The organism is Salinibacterium sp. TMP30 (assembly GCF_038397785.1).
Taxonomy (GTDB): domain Bacteria; phylum Actinomycetota; class Actinomycetes; order Actinomycetales; family Microbacteriaceae; genus Rhodoglobus.
Genome location: NZ_CP151642.1, coordinates 2,290,621 through 2,308,239, shown reverse-complemented (window position 1 = coordinate 2,308,239; position 17,619 = coordinate 2,290,621). Strand labels below are relative to the sequence as shown.

15 protein-coding genes are annotated in these 17,619 nt (G+C 59.3%); 5 read left to right on the top strand and 10 right to left on the bottom strand.

Translation table 11 applies throughout. The annotated features are described in order from the left end of the window. Positions 1–49: 49 nt before the first annotated feature. Positions 50–1,033 carry a DNA topoisomerase IB gene (locus AADH44_RS11260; RefSeq protein WP_341952923.1) on the bottom strand — a complete coding sequence of 328 codons (984 nt, stop codon included), beginning with the start codon at positions 1,031–1,033 and terminating at the stop codon, positions 50–52. Positions 1,034–1,095: 62 nt separating this feature from the next. Continuing rightward, entirely contained in the window at positions 1,096–1,596 is a 501-nt protein-coding gene (locus AADH44_RS11255; RefSeq protein WP_341952922.1) for a hypothetical protein, read from the bottom strand. A gap of 72 nt (positions 1,597–1,668) precedes the next feature. Here AADH44_RS11255 and AADH44_RS11250 point away from each other — a divergent pair, with 72 nt between their 5' ends. Then, positions 1,669–2,190 (top strand): hypothetical protein, encoded by a 522-nt coding sequence (locus AADH44_RS11250; RefSeq protein ID WP_341952921.1) that lies wholly within the window; start codon positions 1,669–1,671, stop codon positions 2,188–2,190. A 66-nt stretch (positions 2,191–2,256) separates the two neighbouring features. Next, complete coding sequence (locus AADH44_RS11245) at positions 2,257–2,559, top strand: DUF427 domain-containing protein (RefSeq protein WP_341952920.1); 303 nt, start codon at positions 2,257–2,259, stop codon at positions 2,557–2,559. Between the two features lie 21 nt (positions 2,560–2,580). On the opposite strand, the gene AADH44_RS11240 is transcribed toward AADH44_RS11245, so the two are convergent. The 8 genes from AADH44_RS11240 to AADH44_RS11205 form a co-directional block, all read right to left on the bottom strand. Then, on the bottom strand, positions 2,581–3,210 hold the full coding sequence (locus AADH44_RS11240; RefSeq protein WP_341952919.1) for a CGNR zinc finger domain-containing protein: 630 nt from the start codon (positions 3,208–3,210) through the stop codon (positions 2,581–2,583). A gap of 71 nt (positions 3,211–3,281) precedes the next feature. Then, positions 3,282–3,749 carry a SprT-like domain-containing protein gene (locus AADH44_RS11235; RefSeq protein ID WP_341952918.1) on the bottom strand — a complete coding sequence of 156 codons (468 nt, stop codon included), beginning with the start codon at positions 3,747–3,749 and terminating at the stop codon, positions 3,282–3,284. Between the two features lie 23 nt (positions 3,750–3,772). Next, the gene (locus AADH44_RS11230; RefSeq protein WP_341952916.1) at positions 3,773–4,465 is read right to left on the bottom strand and encodes a signal peptidase I; all 693 of its coding nucleotides are present in this window, start codon (positions 4,463–4,465) and stop codon (positions 3,773–3,775) included. Beyond that, the gene (locus AADH44_RS11225; RefSeq protein WP_341952915.1) at positions 4,458–5,321 is read right to left on the bottom strand and encodes a hypothetical protein; all 864 of its coding nucleotides are present in this window, start codon (positions 5,319–5,321) and stop codon (positions 4,458–4,460) included. Before AADH44_RS11225 ends, AADH44_RS11230 begins: the two co-directional genes overlap by 8 nt. Next, complete coding sequence (locus AADH44_RS11220; protein ID WP_341952914.1) at positions 5,312–6,253, bottom strand: hypothetical protein; 942 nt, start codon at positions 6,251–6,253, stop codon at positions 5,312–5,314. The genes AADH44_RS11225 and AADH44_RS11220 overlap by 10 nt, the downstream gene beginning before the upstream one ends. After that, positions 6,250–6,834, bottom strand: coding sequence for a TasA family protein (locus tag AADH44_RS11215; protein ID WP_341952913.1), 585 nt, complete (start codon positions 6,832–6,834; stop codon positions 6,250–6,252). The genes AADH44_RS11220 and AADH44_RS11215 overlap by 4 nt, the downstream gene beginning before the upstream one ends. A gap of 113 nt (positions 6,835–6,947) precedes the next feature. Further along, a complete protein-coding gene (locus AADH44_RS11210) occupies positions 6,948–7,502 on the bottom strand; it encodes an alternate-type signal peptide domain-containing protein (RefSeq protein ID WP_341952912.1) in 555 nt (184 codons plus the stop codon). 338 nt (positions 7,503–7,840) lie between these two features. Continuing rightward, positions 7,841–8,707: a fused MFS/spermidine synthase gene (locus AADH44_RS11205; RefSeq protein ID WP_341952911.1), complete on the bottom strand. Its 867-nt coding sequence runs from the start codon at positions 8,705–8,707 to the stop codon at positions 7,841–7,843. Between the two features lie 136 nt (positions 8,708–8,843). On the opposite strand from AADH44_RS11205, the gene speB reads away from it, so the two are divergent. From speB to AADH44_RS11190, 3 genes are all read left to right on the top strand, one after another. Next, the gene (gene speB, locus AADH44_RS11200; RefSeq protein WP_341952910.1) at positions 8,844–9,857 is read left to right on the top strand and encodes an agmatinase; all 1,014 of its coding nucleotides are present in this window, start codon (positions 8,844–8,846) and stop codon (positions 9,855–9,857) included. A 211-nt stretch (positions 9,858–10,068) separates the two neighbouring features. Then, complete coding sequence (gene rpoB, locus AADH44_RS11195) at positions 10,069–13,593, top strand: DNA-directed RNA polymerase subunit beta (RefSeq protein WP_341952909.1); 3,525 nt, start codon at positions 10,069–10,071, stop codon at positions 13,591–13,593. A gap of 44 nt (positions 13,594–13,637) precedes the next feature. Further along, positions 13,638–17,519, top strand: coding sequence for a DNA-directed RNA polymerase subunit beta' (locus tag AADH44_RS11190; RefSeq protein ID WP_341952908.1), 3,882 nt, complete (start codon positions 13,638–13,640; stop codon positions 17,517–17,519). The last annotated feature ends 100 nt before the right edge of the window (positions 17,520–17,619 follow it).

Genomic DNA, 17,619 nt, shown 5'->3' with positions numbered 1-17,619 from the left:
AAACCAAACAAGCACTAAACGAGGCTCGCTCGAAATGCGCGGGTCGGTATCAGATTGCTGTTGTTGCTGGCGCGAGCAGCAGCCTCAACTCAGTCTCGGCCGACGCTAAACGGCGAGGGTCAATTGTTGAGCCAGTGATATAAGCATCGACGATGCGCGGGTCGACATAACTCTTCCTCGCGATCGCGGGGGTATTTCCCAAAACCTCGGCTGCGGCTGCCATTGCGCGCTTGATCCCTGTCGCCCGCTCGCGCTGACTCTGCGCGGGCCCGGTCACTGCGAGGCTACTGGCGGCTGCCACACTGCCCCGCAACGTGCGAAAGTCTTTTGCGGTGAACTCACCGCCGGTGCGTTCGCGCACATAATCGTTGATGTCGGATGCGCTCAGCGAGCGACGATGACTACCCTCTCTCCACGAAAGCAGGGGGGTCTGCTTGCCGGCCCGCAGCCGGCCGCGAACGAAGGTCGCAAGGTCGGCGTCCCTAATCTCACTTTCCCAGAGCTGACCGCTCTTGGCGGGAAAGCGGAGTGTGACGCACTCGCCTCGCACTCCCACGTGGTTACACAGCAGTGTTGATAAACCTCGGCTGCCGTTTTCGTCGGCATAGCGTTCGCTGCCGATGCGCAGTGCCCCGGTGTCGAGCATCCGAAAGGCGGCAGCAAGGCTGCGTTCGTGAGCGTCATCGCTACTGCGCAGGGTGCGAGTGACGTGTGCGCGCGCCGACGGCAACGCCTCAGCGAGTGCTAGAGCTCGATCAAACTTTTCGCGGTCGTGCCGTTCACGCCAGACCGGGTGGTAGATGTACTGTCGTCGGCCAGCAGCATCTAGTCCCGTGGCTTGGATGTGGCCATTTTCGTAGGGTGCGATCCACACATCGCTCCAGGCTGGCGGGATGCCGAGAGACATGAAGCGTTCACGCCGCTGACGGTCCACAACCGTCGTGCCTTGGGGATCTCTAAAGCTGAAGCCTCGACCGGAACGCACCCGGTGGTATCCAAGACCTGAGGGATCACTGCGACGCAACCGGGGCACCGTGACTTCCTTCCACGCACGCTGATTCGATTTATGCTCGTGGCCGAAGTGCGCCTCAAGCTCTAAAGACTCAAGTTAGTTCGCCCGGTTATGCCAGAACCCCAGGTGGGGGCTAGTCGTTTGAGTGCGGCCGCACGCCACTGCCAGAACGCCCAATACATGAGCCACATCACTGGGGTGAGAGCGCCCGCCGTGAAGCTGAGTTGGTCACGGTAGAGAGTCTTGCCTCCGGGTGCAGCGCTGATCGCCATCGAATGCTCCCAGTGGCTGACGAGCGCGAGCGGCCCGCTGAGACCTCGCCCCCGGTCGCGCATGATGCGAAGGCCGCCGGGGGAATTCTCGAACGACACCGCAATCAGCTGTTCACCGATAGGAAACTTGCCAAACGCTGACACTTGCACAGGATGATCGCCGGGTTGCCACAGTTCAGGAAAACCGCCAGCTTCCAGCGAGGTGAACTGCGTGAGGGGGTAGGAGACATCTCGAAAAACTTGCGGAGTGCGAATCGCACGCCAAGCATCTTCAGGGTCGCAGTCGAGTTCGAGTTTCAGTAGCACGCGCATGCTTCTAGTGTGCTCCTGTCACATTAGGTAATCCAGAGAGTTCGCCACCGAAGTTTGCCTTAACCTCGTGGAGTGAACGATCCTCGCAACCAACCCCAGTACCAAGTGCGTTTCGGATTTGGCCGCCAGCGCGCGCTCGAGCTGAGTCCTGGCGCTGACGTTGTTGTATGGGTGGATGCTCTTGCCGACGGTGTCACGCCCGTGCCTGAGTTGCCGGGACCCTTCTCAATCCTCGCCGCCGGAACCGGGGCCGCCACGACCGTCGCTGACTGGGTTCTCGCCCAGCAGACGGCGAAAGGCGACCGGTTCACCGTCGCCGTCATCGCGGCGGGCGACCCGCACGGCGGTTTCACCGTCGACGATCTCCTCGCTGCCGGCGCGATCATTGACGCGCTCGCGGATGCGGGAATTGACTACATTTCTCCGGAAGCAGCATCCGCCGTCGCAGCGTTTACTGGGCTTAAGTCGGCCCATGACCACTTGCTGTCAGCCAGTGTCGCGGGCCAGCAGCACATCAGCGATGTAGGCAGAGACTTGCTGCATGCTGCCATTGTCAGCAATGCTGCAGCCAGTTTTGAGATCGTTCGGGAATGACGCTTGCTCCTTGAGCGTTGGCCTGAAGGATTGGCTCGAACAATCACCGACTCAATGGAGGACAGTATGAAGGCAGTAATCGGCGGCACCGTGATCGCAGAAGCACCTCAGGACGATCTCATCAAGATCGAGGGCAACTGGTACTTCCCGCCGGCCAGCGTAAACCACGAGCTGCTCGAGAAGAGCCCCACTCCGTACCACTGCCCCTGGAAAGGCGACTGCCAGTACTTCACCGTGAGTGCTGATGGCAAGAAGTTCCAGGACCGCGCATTCAGCTACCCCGACCCACTTCCGGGTGCTGCGAAGCGCGTGGGTAAAGACTTTGCCAACTACGTAACTTTCTGGAAAGAGGTTCAGTTCGTCGACTAGTCGACAACTGAGTGTGCGCAGCTAGCGTGCCGCATTGCGGGCACGGTGGCTGCGCACTTTTGCGCGGTTGCCGCACCGTTGCATCGAGCACCAGCGGCGGTTATTTGAGCGTGATTCGTCGTAGAAGACGAGAGCACAATCGTCGGCGGCACACTCTCGAATTCGTTCGTGCTGCTCAGCACCGAACAGGAACACGGCCTCCCGGGCCATTGTCGAGAGGGCTTGGCCGGTGCGAACGGTGGTTCGGCCCGCTTTCATGCCGCCTCCCGCTAACCGTGGCGGAACATCCGGCGTTGCCGCAAAAAGATTGATGACGTCGATCTGTTGGGGGTCAGGAGTCGCGTCTACGCTCAGCGCGGATGCGATGGAGGCGATTGCTTCTCGCAAACCTCGGGCGTCGGTCAGGTCGCGCTCGGTGACTGTACCATCCGATGCGTCGAACCGTTCATCGAGCCAGCTGGCGAGATCGCCGGGGGTGTGCAACTTTTCCCAGGCCGGGTTGTTGCCCATAGCTCCGGTGTAGGCAAAGTCGAGGGCACGCGCGCCAGAGTCAAACCACCACCGGCGTGAGGTGTGAGAGGTGAACCACTGTCCAGTGGCGTCAGAAGTGCCAGATGGGCCGGTTGTAGCGGGAGTCTCGGGATGTTGCACCTAACCATTATGGCCGGTTACGGCTGGCCGCGCTGACTGCGAGCCGCGCGACATTCGGTATCCCTCTGCGACTAACCCCGGGGGCGCGATACAGTGCGCTGCACCCATTCGATGCGGTGGGCGCTGGAAAACTTTCGAGAGCAGAGGCCGCAGGCGAGCACCCGTGTGGGTTTGCGATACCGATAGTGCAGATGTCCTGCCGGGCAGGTGCCCACCCAGGGGGCGAATTCGTCGGCGATCGCCCCGCCGTGCAGCCTTTTACCTTCGTAGCCGAGGTCTCGCGCGATCGTCTTCCACTGGGCTCCATGGCCGGCCCCCGACCCTGCCATTGCGTGCGCAATCTCGTGTAGCAGCACCTGATGAATCTCGTCATCCTCATAGCGGGCAGCGAGATACTTCGATACCGAAATGCGCTTGTGGGTGTAGTTGCAGAGCCCGGCGCGCGTTTTGGCGTTGTCGAAGGTGAACTGCCACTCGTCGGTCAGGTGCAGTCTGATGAGCGCGTCGGCCCACACGCGCACTCGGGGAAGATCAGCCACGTACTGAGGCTAATCGAAGTGGGTCAGCCCAGTCGCACGCGGTTATCGACAGGGTCGACGGCATCCACTTCAGTGACGGCGTGGATGGATGCGGCTCGTTCGGCTTCACGTTCGGCACGGGCTCGTGTCCGCTTGCGTTTGCGCGCGCCTGAAACGATGCCGCTCATGATCATGAAGCCTGCATAGACAAAGAGCGCAACGGCAATTATCGGAACCAACCAGGATCGCCCGTCGCCGTTAACAAAGTTGCTGACGTTTCCGATCCACGGAACGCTATACCAGAGCTTGCCGACGACCTGAATGGGTAGCACGGCGAGTTCATCCGCGACGTCGTTGTTGTCGCCCTTGAGTGTGAAGGTGCGGGTTCCATCGCTCGAGTTCGTTATTCCTGTAATGCGGTGGGTAATAACACCAGGTTTGCCTGACTCGATTTGGTAGGTGATGACGTCGCCCATGGCAATGTCGTTGGTCGCGATCGGTTTAACCACGACGAGGGTTCCCGGGGGAAGTCCCGGTTCCATTGAGCTGGTGAGCACGGTCAGGGGCGTGGCTCCGGCAAGGTTGGGGATCACGATAACCAGGGCGCCAACCAGGAGCACTAGCCCGAAGAGGCCAGCGCTGATGCCTATTCCTAGGTAATGCAGCAGGCTCTTGGGTTTTTCGTTGTCGGCGCGTTGTGCCTTGCGTGCGTCAGCGCGCTCGGTGATCTCAGACATCGTGGGTGTCCTTTCGTGAGCGTCGACCGGCGAACCAAGAGATTCCAGCCCCAATCACTGCTGCCAGAACCAGAATGAGTACAAGGTACTCCTGGTAGAGCCGCCACGTGTTGGGATCGAGAGTGAATGTTGAAGGTAACGATGGCAAAACCTCGGCGCCTGACGCCTCGCCGGATATTGGTGCTGCAGACGCGCTTGGTGCGGGAGCGGGAACAGCGATTCCACCAGTCAAAGTTCCGGATGTGGCGGTTCCACCCGCGGCACCGGGACTCGTCGGCGTTATCGGAATTGATGTGCCTGAGCCACCACAGTTCGTTGCAGGCAAAGTGCCCGGTGTTGTATCGGAGAGCGCGAACCTCAGTGCCAGGGATGCCGTTGCACCCTGTCCGTCGGTGCCACTCAGATTGCCCAAAGCCAGTGTGGCGACGACGGGCACTATGGCGCCCGGGGCAACGATTGTGCCTTCGTACGTTACCTGGCATGGGTTTGCCGAACTGATCGACTTGGCAGTGCCGGCGACGGCCGGAGTGCTTGTGGTCAGGTTGAGCGCGTTTCCGTAGTGCTGGTCTGAATAGCGGACCTCGCGCATGGTGATGCGCAGGTAGCCCGCTACCGTTCCTGAATTGCGAACGTAGATCGTTTCGGACTGACTGTCGCCTGGGCTCAGGCGAGCGATGTTGTCAAAAACCGCGGCCGAGTAGGTGCGCGAGAAGTTCACGCCATCGTTACTGACTTCGACAACGCCGACGCCAGTGGCGGCACTAGCAGGTGCGGCACTAGAAGGTGTGGCACCGAGCATTGCGCTCAGTGCCACCACAATTGCAATTCCGGATGCTCGGCGGTTTGCTATCCGCACGCGAGCCCACTTCCCCACCATGTGCGAGGTTGGATGGGGATGTTGGCGGAATCTGCAGATTCGGTTCCATCAGAAGCGACGGCGCGGACGGTCAGGCTTCCATTTACACCGCTGCCTTGAAGTCCCATGGAGTTAGTGGAGGTGTTGGCGATGAAGCTGCCGTTCCAATAAACGTTGTAGCCGCCGTTGGGCGTGACGAATCCGCTAGGGGTGCTCCACGAGATTGTGATTACGTTCTGGTTGTTCTCGTTCACACACTGGGCATTCGTCGGCGCGTTCGGCACAGTGGTGATGAAGATGTTCTGAGTGAAGGTGCGGCTTGCCGCAGCGAGAGAGTCTGTGGCGTTCCAGTTTGTTCCGGCGGTTGCATTGACGGCAAAAGTGGCGTCGGTAGTTCTGCCAGCCTGAGTAGTCATATTGCCGGTGAAGGTCGTTGATGCGCAGAGGGTCGCCGAACCAGATGCGGCGATCGTCATGTTGAGCGTGGCAAGCGAGACAGTGCCCCCGGCGAGCGTCGATGAAACGACGGGGGTGGTCGCCGCGCATGCGGCGCTGGTGCCAGCCCAGAACTTCACGGCTATCTGGTTGCCGGCCAATGTTCCGGAGCGCGAGATCGCAACAGTGCTCACCGATGCTTCGACGGTGCCAGTGTTGCGCACAGTGATTGGCTTGGTCACGGTCTGGTTCGATGACGTGTAAGTGAAGGGACCGAAAGCGGTGATCGTGGCAGCGCCAGCGGCTGTTGCTGTGGTCACTGCCACTGCACCAGCACTGGCGGTTGCAGTTTTCGTGGATGACGCGGTCCAGGCTGCGAAGCTCACGCCTGAAACTAGGGTGAGAAATACTGCAACGCCGGCGATCATCGACATCCGGGTTGAGCGTTTCATGCCCCGCTGTTTGCTGGTGTCTGACGGCTGTGTGCGGCGGCTCATGGCTGAACCCCCGAGATCGTCGCGGTGATTGCGGCGCTGGCCGACTGTGCGTTCGCAGGGGCGTTCGCAGGGAGCGTCACTACGAGGCACGCGCTGCTAGTTGCGCCTGCGGCAAGGGTGCTGTTGAGGGTTCCGGTGGGCACACCCGATGCCGGGCAGGCGCCATTGGCGACCGTGATGGTGAATGGGTTTGCTGTGGCAGCGGGCGTCATGGTTGCTGCGATTGTTGCAGAAAGCACGAGGGGAACATCACCTGTGTTGGTGATTGTGAAGGTTCCGGTACTTGACTTGCCGGGCGCAAGCGCCGTCCAGTTGAGAGCTTCCGCGCCGACGGTGAGCGCGGCGGTGCCGGCACTCACGGTCGATCCGGGCGTCACTGTGGCCGAGGAATTCAAGTAAGCGTACGTACCACCGGTACCGACGAGACCGAGCGAGACCGCAATGGCGAGCACAGCTGCCGCCTTGAGAACACCGGATGTGCCCTGGATGAGACGCGTCAGGGGTGAGGTGCTACGGGGCTTTGCGTGACGGCCCTGGCGTCGATCGGTGCGGAGCGAGCCGCGAACGAGTGTTGAGTTCATGGTGCACCGCCTTTCCGATGAGAAGTGTGCAGAGCAAAAGAGGAGCTGGGAGGAGAGAGGAAGAGTTTTACCGGGTGTGCGTCCCCCCAGATCGCACACCCGGCCGGGTAAAACTAGTTCTGTGTGAGCGTGATGCTGAAGTTGCTGAGCGAAACAGCGCCGGTCTTCGACGAGTTCTCTGCGCCAGCGGTTGCGCTCTTCGGGTAGGTGATTGTTGCGGTCACAACTACCGGCTGCGTTCCTGCGGCGGGGCTGATGGTTGTCGCGGTTGCACCGTTGACCGTGAAGACTGCTGACTTGGTCAATGCTGCTGCGAGTGCAGTGTCGGCCGCGGTGGCTGAGTTGGCCGGTGCGATCGCGACAGTGCCGAGTCCGATTGCTGCACTGAGGTTGTCGCCGGTTGCGGTGACGTTGAAGGTCTTCGTGTAGGTGACGGTGTCGCCGGGAACGATCTTGAAGCTGGCGGGCGAAGCAACGGTTGCGGCAGAGCCAAGCTTCCAGCCGTCGGTCGTGCCGGTTGTTGCTGCGATGTCGAGCGTTCCTGCGGTGATGCTTCCGGGTGCGCTGACGGTTACTGAGGAGTTCCAGGTGGCGAGGGTTCCTGCGCCACCGAGAAGCAATGCGATTCCTGCTGCGCCTGCGATGGAGCCTTTAACGAGCTTGTTCATGATTTCCTTTCGCGGCAAAGCAAAGCTCGCCGGGAGTGATTGTGGTTCGGGTTATCGGGATTCAAGAAGCTGTGTGCTGGTTTCGGGTTCCTGTGCAAGCTTCGGGGCTCGCGTTCAACTTCTAAATTCACACTAGCTGTCCTCACTATGGAGGACAGTCCCCAGTAATGGGGGGCAATTCGTGTCCGCACCATGGGGGACTAGACGAAACCGTTTGGGGTACGAAATACCCCGGTTTTCCGCGGAAATCGCCAGAAACAGGCAATTGGGGGGACAGATTTGTCCCCCGTTTGCCTCAACGAAACCGGGGTACAGGCGTCCCCCGTGTACGGAACGGTCTATCTATGCCCCGGCTTGACTTGAAAAATATTTTTTGCCGGAGGGGGTGATTTCACCGCAGTTGCGTCGGTTACCACGGGAGAACTGCCAATAAAGTCGAGCAGCTCAATGCCCGCGATCACCTTTGATGGGTGCGGTCCACCCGCCAAAAGACGGGGCATCCACTGCAGCGGCAACGCAGAAGGTGAACCCACGAGCACAATGTTGCCGAAACGTCGACCCTTAAGGATCTGTGTCTCCGCGAGCGCGGCCACATGACCAACCGTGTGCTTGAGGGTTGCCGCTTGACTCCGGGCGAACGCGAGTCCGGGTCCATCGGCGACATTCACCACAATCACGCCGTCAGGGGCAAGCAAAGTCATTGCCTCGGTGTAGAACTCGAGACTCGTTACGTGGGCCGGGGTGCGCGCCCCGCTAAAGATGTCAACCACAAGGAGGTCGACAGCACCACGCAAACCGGGCGGAAACTTGGCGAGCACTTCACGCGCATCACCGTGGCGAACGCGAATGGATGCCTGCTTCGACCACGGAAGTTCCTTGCGAACAAAATCGACGAGATCCGATTCCAGCTCCACAACCTGTTGGCGCGAGCCCGGGCGGGTGGCCTCGACATAGCGGGGAAGGGTCAGCGCGCCGCCACCGAGGTGAACGGCAGTGATGGGTGCCCCAGTCTCCGTGAGCTGGTCAATCACGTGCCCCATGCGCTGCACGTACTCAAAGAACAGTTGGCTGGGGTCGTCTATATTCACGTGAGATTGCGGTGTGCCATCAACGGTCAGGGTGTACGCGCCGTCTATCCACTTATCGGGGGCGATCTCGGCAAGGTGGCCGCTGAGTTTCAAAGTGAGTGTTGGATGCTCGGCCATGGCATTGACTTTGCCACAATCTGGTGCGTACTGGTGCGTACTGGTGCGTACTGGTGCGTGCTGGTGCGGCGCTCGTCGCACAGAACCGTGGCGCGGCATTCACCTGCCAAGCGGCCACGGGGCGATACCGTGAAGCATGGTCGATGTGAACCGTGAGGTTGCCCCTCACCTGCAGGCGCAATTGAATGCCCAGTCTTATGTTGGCCCCGCCACGTTTGGTATGCGGCCCATGCTGAGTGAGCCAGAGCAGCTCGATTCGTGGAAGCCCGATGTTGCCGTCGTGGGTGCACCGTGGGATGACAGCACCACTAACCGGCCGGGCGCCCGCTTCGGACCACGCGCTCTCCGCGCCAGCGCCTATGATCCCGGCACCTATCACCTTGACCTTGGCGTCGAAATCTTCGACCACCTCGATGTCATCGACTATGGGGATGCCATTACGAGTCACGGAATGTGGGAGCTATCTAAGGCGGCGATCTACGAGCGCGTCTCCGAGGTCGCTAGTCGCGGAATCATCCCGTTCATCATTGGCGGCGACCACTCCATCACCTGGCCGGCGGCAACCGCGGTGGCCGAGCATCACGGTTTCGGCAATGTTGTGATGATCCACTTCGATGCTCACGCCGATACGGCAAATATTCTTGAAGGCAATCTGGCCAGCCATGGCACCCCCATGCGGCGCCTCATTGAGTCGGGTGCGATTCCCGGCCCCAACTTTTTGCAGGTTGGTTTGCGCGGCTATTGGCCGGGCGAAGAAGATCAGCAGTGGATGCGCGATAACGGCCTCAAGCACTTCATGATGCAAGAGTTTTGGGAGCGGGGCGTCAAGGCCGTGATCCCCGATGTGATCGCTGCGGCGAAGGCTCGGGCATCCAAGGTGTACATCTCCATTGACATTGATGTGCTCGACCCCGGCTTCGCTCCCGCAACAGGAACGCCAGAGCCGGGAGGCTTTGCTCCCATTGATTTGTTGCGAATGGTGCGCCAAATTGTGCTCGAAACGGATGTCGTTGGTTTCGATGTGATGGAGGTCGCGCCGGCCTATGACCACGCCGACATCACGGTAAATAATGCCCACCGTTTGATCTGGGAAGCGTTCGGTGCCTTAGCTGCGAAGAAGCGTGCAGCAGGACTCACAGCAAACCCCTAGCCGAAATTTCGACTTTGGTCAAGAATCAGGTGGACACGGCGCGGCAAACCGGCTTATAGTAGATCCTTGCGCTCCCAGACAATTTAAGCAGTCATATTGCGGACAGCTGGGTGCCCCGAGTATAGCGGCGGGGTAATTCTGGTGAGCATTTCATTACCGACCGTCAATTATCTTGACAGACGAACCCGACGGGGTTCACGGAGGTTGTTCCTTGGCTGCTGCGCGCGATGCGTCCACCAATAAGTCCCCGAAAAACGGCCGCTCAGCATCGCGGCTTTCTTTCGCAAAAATCACTGACACGCTAACGGTTCCCGATCTGCTGGCATTGCAGACCGAGAGCTTTGATTGGCTCGTCGGAAATGACGACTGGATTCAACGTACGACCGACGGCGTAGCTGCCGGTCGCACCGATATGCCGTCACGCAGTGGTCTCGACGAAATCTTTGAAGAGATTTCGCCGATTGAAGACCTCGGCGAAACGATGCAGTTGTCGTTCACGGAGCCGGAGCTCGAAGAGCCCAAGTACTCCATCGATGAGTGCAAGGAGCGCGGCAAGACTTTTGCTGCTCCTCTTTATGTGAACGCGGAGTTCATGAACCACCTCACAGGTGAGATCAAGACTCAGACCGTGTTCATGGGTGACTTCCCACTCATGACCGCTCGCGGTACCTTCATCATCAACGGAACCGAGCGCGTTGTTGTTTCGCAGCTCGTGCGTTCGCCCGGTGTGTACTTCGATCGCCAGCCCGAGAAGCTCAGCGACAAAGACATCTACTCGGCTCGCATCATCCCGAGCCGTGGTGCTTGGCTTGAGTTCGAGATCGATAAGCGCGATCAGGTCGGTGTTCGTATCGACCGCAAGCGCAAGCAGTCGGTCACCGTATTCCTGAAGGCCCTCGGCCTCACCAGCGAAGAGATCCTTCACGAGTTCAAGGGTTTCCCGTCGATCGAAGCCACCTTGGAGAAAGACAACATCCTCACCAAGGAAGAGGCGCTCAAAGACATCTACCGCAAGCTCCGTCCGGGCGAGCAGGTTGCTGCTGAAGCCGCACGCGCGCTTCTTGACAACTTCTACTTCAACTCCAAGCGCTACGACCTCGCAAAGGTTGGTCGTTACAAGATCAACCGCAAGCTTGGTCTCGACACAGATATTAAAGAGTCGGTGCTTACCGTTGAAGACATCATCGCGACCATTAAGTACATGGTTTCGCTTCACGACAACTCGGCACCCAACGTTGCGGTAAGCGACAGTGGTGTTGCCAGCATCAAGGGCGTCCGCGACGGCAAGAAGGTGGATGTTCGTCTCGACGTTGATGACATCGACCACTTCGGCAACCGCCGCATCCGTGCCGTGGGTGAGCTCATCCAGAACCAGGTTCGTACCGGCCTCAGCCGTATGGAGCGTGTTGTTCGCGAGCGCATGACCACGCAGGACATCGAAGCGATTACCCCGCAGACCCTGATCAACGTGCGCCCCGTCGTCGCCGCGATCAAGGAGTTCTTCGGGACTTCGCAGCTATCGCAGTTCATGGACCAAAACAACCCGCTCGCGGGACTGACCCACAAGCGTCGCCTTTCGGCGCTGGGCCCAGGTGGTTTGAGCCGTGAGCGTGCTGGCGTTGAGGTTCGAGACGTGCACCCCTCTCACTACGGCCGTATGTGCCCGATTGAGACTCCTGAAGGCCCCAACATTGGTCTGATTGGTTCGCTCGCATCGTTTGCACGCATTAACGCATTCGGTTTCATTGAGACGCCGTACCGTCGCCTCATTAACGACACCGTCTCGACCACGATTGACTACCTGACGGCAAGCGAAGAAGATGACTTCATCGTGGCGCAGGCAAACGCACCGCTCACCAACGACATGAAGTTCGCTGAGCCTCGCGTTCTTGCCCGTAAGAAGGGTGGCGAGGTTGACCTCGTTCCCGTCGAAGACATCGCGTACATGGATGTTTCGCCGCGCCAGATGGTTTCGGTAGCTACCTCGCTCATTCCGTTCCTCGAGCACGACGATGCAAACCGCGCACTCATGGGTGCCAACATGCAGCGTCAGGCTGTTCCGTTGCTTCGCAGCGAGAGCCCGCTGGTCGGAACCGGTATGGAAGGCTTCGCCGCAATTGACGCCGGTGACGTTGTCACCACGCTCAAGGCTGGTGTTGTCTCCGAGGTGTCGGCAGACGTTGTTGTTGTTCAGCTCGATGAGGGCGGAACGCAGGAGTACTTCCTGCGCAAGTTCGACCGCTCCAACCAGGGCACGAGCTACAACCACCGCGTTATCGTTAGCGCCGGAGAGCGTGTCGAAGAGGGTCAGGTTATTGCTGATGGCCCCGCGACCGAGAACGGTGAGCTCGCGCTCGGAAAGAACCTCCTCGTGGCATTCATGCCGTGGGAAGGCCACAACTTCGAGGACGCGATCATCCTGAGCCAGAACTTGGTGAAAGACGACGTACTGTCGTCGATCCACATCGAAGAATACGAAGTGGATGCTCGCGACACCAAGCTCGGTAAAGAAGAGATCACGCGCGACCTGCCGAACGTCAGCCCAGAACTATTGGCTGACCTCGACGAGCGTGGAATCATCCGCATCGGTGCTGAGGTTCGCCCCGGCGACATCCTCGTTGGCAAGGTAACACCCAAGGGCGAGACCGAGCTTTCAGCAGAAGAGCGATTGTTGCGCGCCATCTTCAATGAGAAGAGCCGCGAAGTTCGCGACACCTCGCTGAAGGTTCCCCACGGTGAAGCCGGAACGATCATCGCTGTCAAGGAGTTCTCCGCAGACAACGATGACGAGCTCGGCTCCGGTGTCAACCAGCGTGTTGTTGTGTACATCGCCCAGAAGCGCAAGATCACCGAAGGTGACAAGCTCGCTGGTCGTCACGGCAACAAGGGTGTTATCTCGAAGATTCTGCCGGTCGAAGACATGCCGTTCCTCGCCGATGGAACCCCGGTTGACATCATCCTGAATCCGCTCGGTATCCCCGGTCGAATGAACTTCGGTCAGGTACTCGAAACTCACCTCGGTTGGGTTGCGAAGCAGGGTTGGGAAGTTGAAGGTAAGCCGGAGTGGGCACGTTCGCTGCCCGAGGAGGCCTTCAGCGCCGAGCCAGGCACCAAGGTTGCTACCCCTGTATTCGACGGCGCCTACGAGGAAGAGATCGCGGGTCTGCTTGACTCCACGACCCCTACTCGTGACGGCGTTCGACTGATCGACTCCTCGGGTAAGACCCCGCTGTTCGATGGTCGTTCTGGTGAGCCGTTCCCTGCTCCCGTTTCGGTCGGTTACATGTACATCCTCAAGCTGCACCACCTCGTTGACGACAAGATTCACGCTCGTTCAACGGGTCCGTACTCGATGATCACCCAGCAGCCACTTGGTGGTAAGGCGCAGTTCGGTGGACAGCGCTTCGGTGAGATGGAAGTGTGGGCGCTTGAGGCATACGGTGCCGCCTACGCACTGCAGGAGCTTCTGACGATCAAGTCGGATGACATCCTCGGCCGCGTCAAGGTGTACGAAGCCATTGTTAAGGGCGAGAACATCCAGGAGCCCGGCATCCCCGAGAGCTTCAAGGTGCTCATCAAGGAAATGCAGTCGCTGTGCCTCAACGTCGAAGTTCTTTCGGCCGACGGTTCAACGGTCAACCTGCGCGACACGGATGATGAAGCTTTCCGTGCAGCGGAAGAGTTGGGCATCAACATTTCAGCGCGGTTCGAGTCCTCGTCTGTTGACGAGATTTAACCCGACCGAACACGACTGCACAACTTTCGAAGAGAGAAGATAAATTGCTCGACGTTCACGCGTTTGATGAAATCAAAATCGGTCTCGCTACCGCCGACGACATTCGTCGCTGGTCGCACGGTGAGGTTAAGAAGCCAGAGACCATTAACTACCGCACACTTAAGCCGGAGAAGGATGGTCTGTTCGGTGAACAGATCTTCGGACCTTCCCGTGACTGGGAGTGCTCCTGTGGCAAGTACAAGCGAGTGCGCTTTAAGGGCATCGTTTGTGAGCGCTGTGGTGTTGAAGTAACCAAGTCGGCTGTGCGCCGTGAGCGCATGGGCCACATTGAGCTCGCCGCTCCGGTTACCCACATCTGGTACTTCAAGGGTGTTCCGAGCCGTCTCGGTTACCTCCTTGATATGGCTCCGAAGGACCTCGAAAAGGTCATCTACTTCGCCGCATACATGATCATTTCGGTTGACGAAGAGGGCCGTCACGCTGACCTGCCCGCGCTTGAGAACGAGATCCGTCTCGAAATCAAGACGCTTGAGGGCCAGCGCGATTCCCGCATCGCTGAGCGTTTGACCAAGTTCGAGGAAGACCTCGCCGCTCTGGAAGAAGAGGGTGCCAAGGCCGACCAGAAGCGTCGCGTCAAGGATGCAGCTGAGAAGGAAATGTCTCAGCTGCGCAAGTCCATCGACGAGCAGATCTCGCAGCTCGAGCGCGTCTGGGACGACTTCCGCAGCCTCAAGATCGGTGACCTCAAGCCTGAGGATTCCGTCTTCCAGGAACTGCAAGACCGTTTCGGTAGCTACTTCGAGGCCTACATGGGCGCTGAAGCAATTCAGAAGCGCCTGCAGGCATTCGACCTCGCGCTCGAGAGCGTTGATCTGCACGACCAGATCGCTAACGGCAAGGGTCAGAAGAAGATCCGTGCAATCAAGCGACTGCGCGTAGTCAACTCCTTCCTGCAGACTGGCAACTCGCCGGCCGCGATGGTTCTGGATGTTGTTCCGGTTATTCCTCCGGAGCTTCGCCCGATGGTTCAGTTGGATGGTGGTCGCTTTGCGACCTCCGACCTCAACGACCTCTACCGTCGTGTGATCAACCGCAACAACCGTCTACGTCGTCTCCTTGACCTCGGTGCTCCCGAGATCATCGTCAACAACGAGAAGCGCATGCTTCAGGAAGCCGTTGACGCACTGTTCGACAACGGTCGTCGTGGTCGCCCCGTTACCGGTACTGGCAACCGTGCCCTCAAGTCCTTGAGCGACATGCTCAAGGGTAAGCAGGGTCGTTTCCGTCAGAACCTGCTCGGAAAGCGCGTTGACTACTCCGGTCGTTCAGTGATCATCGTTGGTCCGCAGCTCAAGCTGCACCAGTGTGGTCTGCCCAAGCAGATGGCTCTTGAACTCTTCAAGCCGTTTGTTATCAAGCGACTAATCGATCTGAGCCACGCCCAGAACATCAAGAGCGCCAAGCGCATGGTTGAGCGTGCACGGCCGCAGGTGTGGGATGTGCTCGAGGAAATCATTCGTGAGCGCCCCGTGCTGCTGAACCGTGCGCCTACACTGCACCGTTTGGGCATCCAGGCATTCGAACCTCAGCTCGTTGAGGGTAAGGCCATTCAGCTTCACCCCCTCGTGTGTGCTGCCTTCAACGCCGACTTCGATGGTGACCAGATGGCTGTTCACCTTCCGTTGTCGGTCGAAGCGCAGGCTGAAGCTCGCATTCTGATGCTCGCAAGCAACAACATCCTCAAGCCGTCTGACGGTCGCCCGGTGACCCTGCCAACACAGGACATGATCATCGGTCTGCACCACTTGACGACGCTGAAGGAAGACGTTGCTGGCGAAGGCCGTGCGTTCTCGTCGGTTGCTGAAGCGATTCTCGCGTTCGACCAGCACTCGCTCGACCTCAACGCCAAGGTGCGTATCCGCCTCGACAACGTGTACCTCTCCGAAGAAGATGCTCCTGAGGGCTTCGTTCAGGGCCAGTCCAAGCTCATGGAGACGACCCTCGGTCGCGCCCTCTTCAACGAGGCTCTCCCCAAGGACTACCCCTACATGGAGTCGCTCGCTGACAAGGGCCAGATTTCGGCCATCGTCAACGACCTTGCTGAGCGGTACGTGAAGGTGGATGTTGCGGCAGCTCTTGACGCGATCAAGGACGCTGGTTTCCACTGGGCTACTCGCTCGGGTGTGACGGTTGCGCTGTCTGACATTGTGACCCCGCCGAACAAGCCAGAGATCATTGGCCGCTACGAGAAGTTGGCTGCCAAGGTTCAGGGTCAGTTCGAGAAGGGACTCACGACCGACGCCGAGCGTCGTCAGGAGCTCATCGAGATCTGGAACAAGGCAACCGCAGAAGTGGCAACTGCTATGCAGTCAAACTTCCGCACTGACAACAACATCAACCGCATGGTGTCGTCTGGTGCTCGTGGTAACTGGATGCAGGTCCGTCAGATCGCCGGTATGCGTGGTCTGGTATCGAACCCGAAGGGTGAGATCATTCCTCGCCCGATCGTGCACTCCTACAAGGAGGGCCTGACCGTAGCCGAGTACTTCATCTCGACTCACGGTGCTCGTAAGGGACTGGCTGACACCGCACTGCGCACCGCAGACTCGGGATACCTCACGCGTCGACTCGTTGACGTGTCGCAGGATGTCATCATTCGTGAAAGCGACTGTGGCACCGGCAAGGGGCTCGACATGCCGATCGCAGCACAGAATGCCGATGGCAAGTGGATTCTTGACGACAACGTCGAGAACTCGGTCTATGCCCGCAGCCTCGCTGCGGACGCCAGCAACGACAAGGGTGACGTCATTGCGTCTGCCGGTGCTGACGTCGGAGACGTTCTGCTCGAGAAGCTGGTTGCTGCTGGAGTTCACAGCATCAAGGTTCGTTCGGTTCTGACCTGCGAGTCCGCTGTCGGTGTGTGTGCTGTCTGTTACGGCCGCTCACTCGCAACGGGGCTGCTCGTTGACATTGGTGAGGCTGTCGGAATTATCGCCGCACAGTCGATCGGTGAGCCCGGTACCCAGCTGACCATGCGTACCTTCCACACTGGTGGTGTTGCTTCGGCGGATGACATTACGCAGGGTCTGCCTCGCGTAACGGAACTCTTCGAAGCTCGTACCCCTAAGGGTGCTAGCCCCATTGCAGAGGCCGCTGGTCGCGTCACGATCGAAGACACCGACCGCAGTCGCAAGCTGATCCTCACGCCAGACAATGGCGACGAGCCCATCGCTTACCCGATCCTGCGTCGCGCAACCCTCCTGATTGAGGATGGCGAGCACGTTGAACTCGGCACGCAGCTGCACGTCGGAAACGTTGACCCGAAGGAAGTTCTTCGAGTCCGCGGTGTCCGTGCCGTGCAGCAGCACCTCGTTGATGGTGTTCAAGGCGTTTACCGATCGCAGGGTGTCCCGATTCACGACAAGCACATTGAGGTCATCGTCCGTCAGATGCTCCGCAAGGTGACTGTTGTCGACCACGGTGACACCGGTCTGCTCCCGGGTGAGCTCGTTGATCGTTCGAAGTACAACGACCTCAACCGTTCGGTACTCACCGAGGGCAAGGCAACGGCATCCGCGCGTCAGGAAATCTTGGGAATTACCAAGGCTTCGCTGGCAACCGAGTCGTGGTTGTCAGCCGCGTCGTTCCAAGAGACCACCCGCGTTCTTACGCAGGCGGCCATGGAGGGCAAGTCTGACCCACTCATGGGACTCAAGGAGAACGTCATCATCGGTAAGCTCATCCCGGCGGGTACGGGTTTGCCGCGCTACCGCGATGTATCGGTCGAGGCAACGGAAGAGGCGAAAGCCGAACGTTACCCCAACCGCATTTTCGCTGATGATGCAAGCCTCAGTGAGAGCGACTTGAGTTTTGTCGACTTCGACAGCTTCAGCTCGAATGATTCAACACCGGGAACCTACAACTAAGTAGTCTCGGAGTCGCCTTCGGGTGATGCCACCGAAGGGCCCCTCGTCAGTGCGACGAGGGGCCCTTCGTCGTTAACGGGGCAGCCAAAGCTTGGCTCCG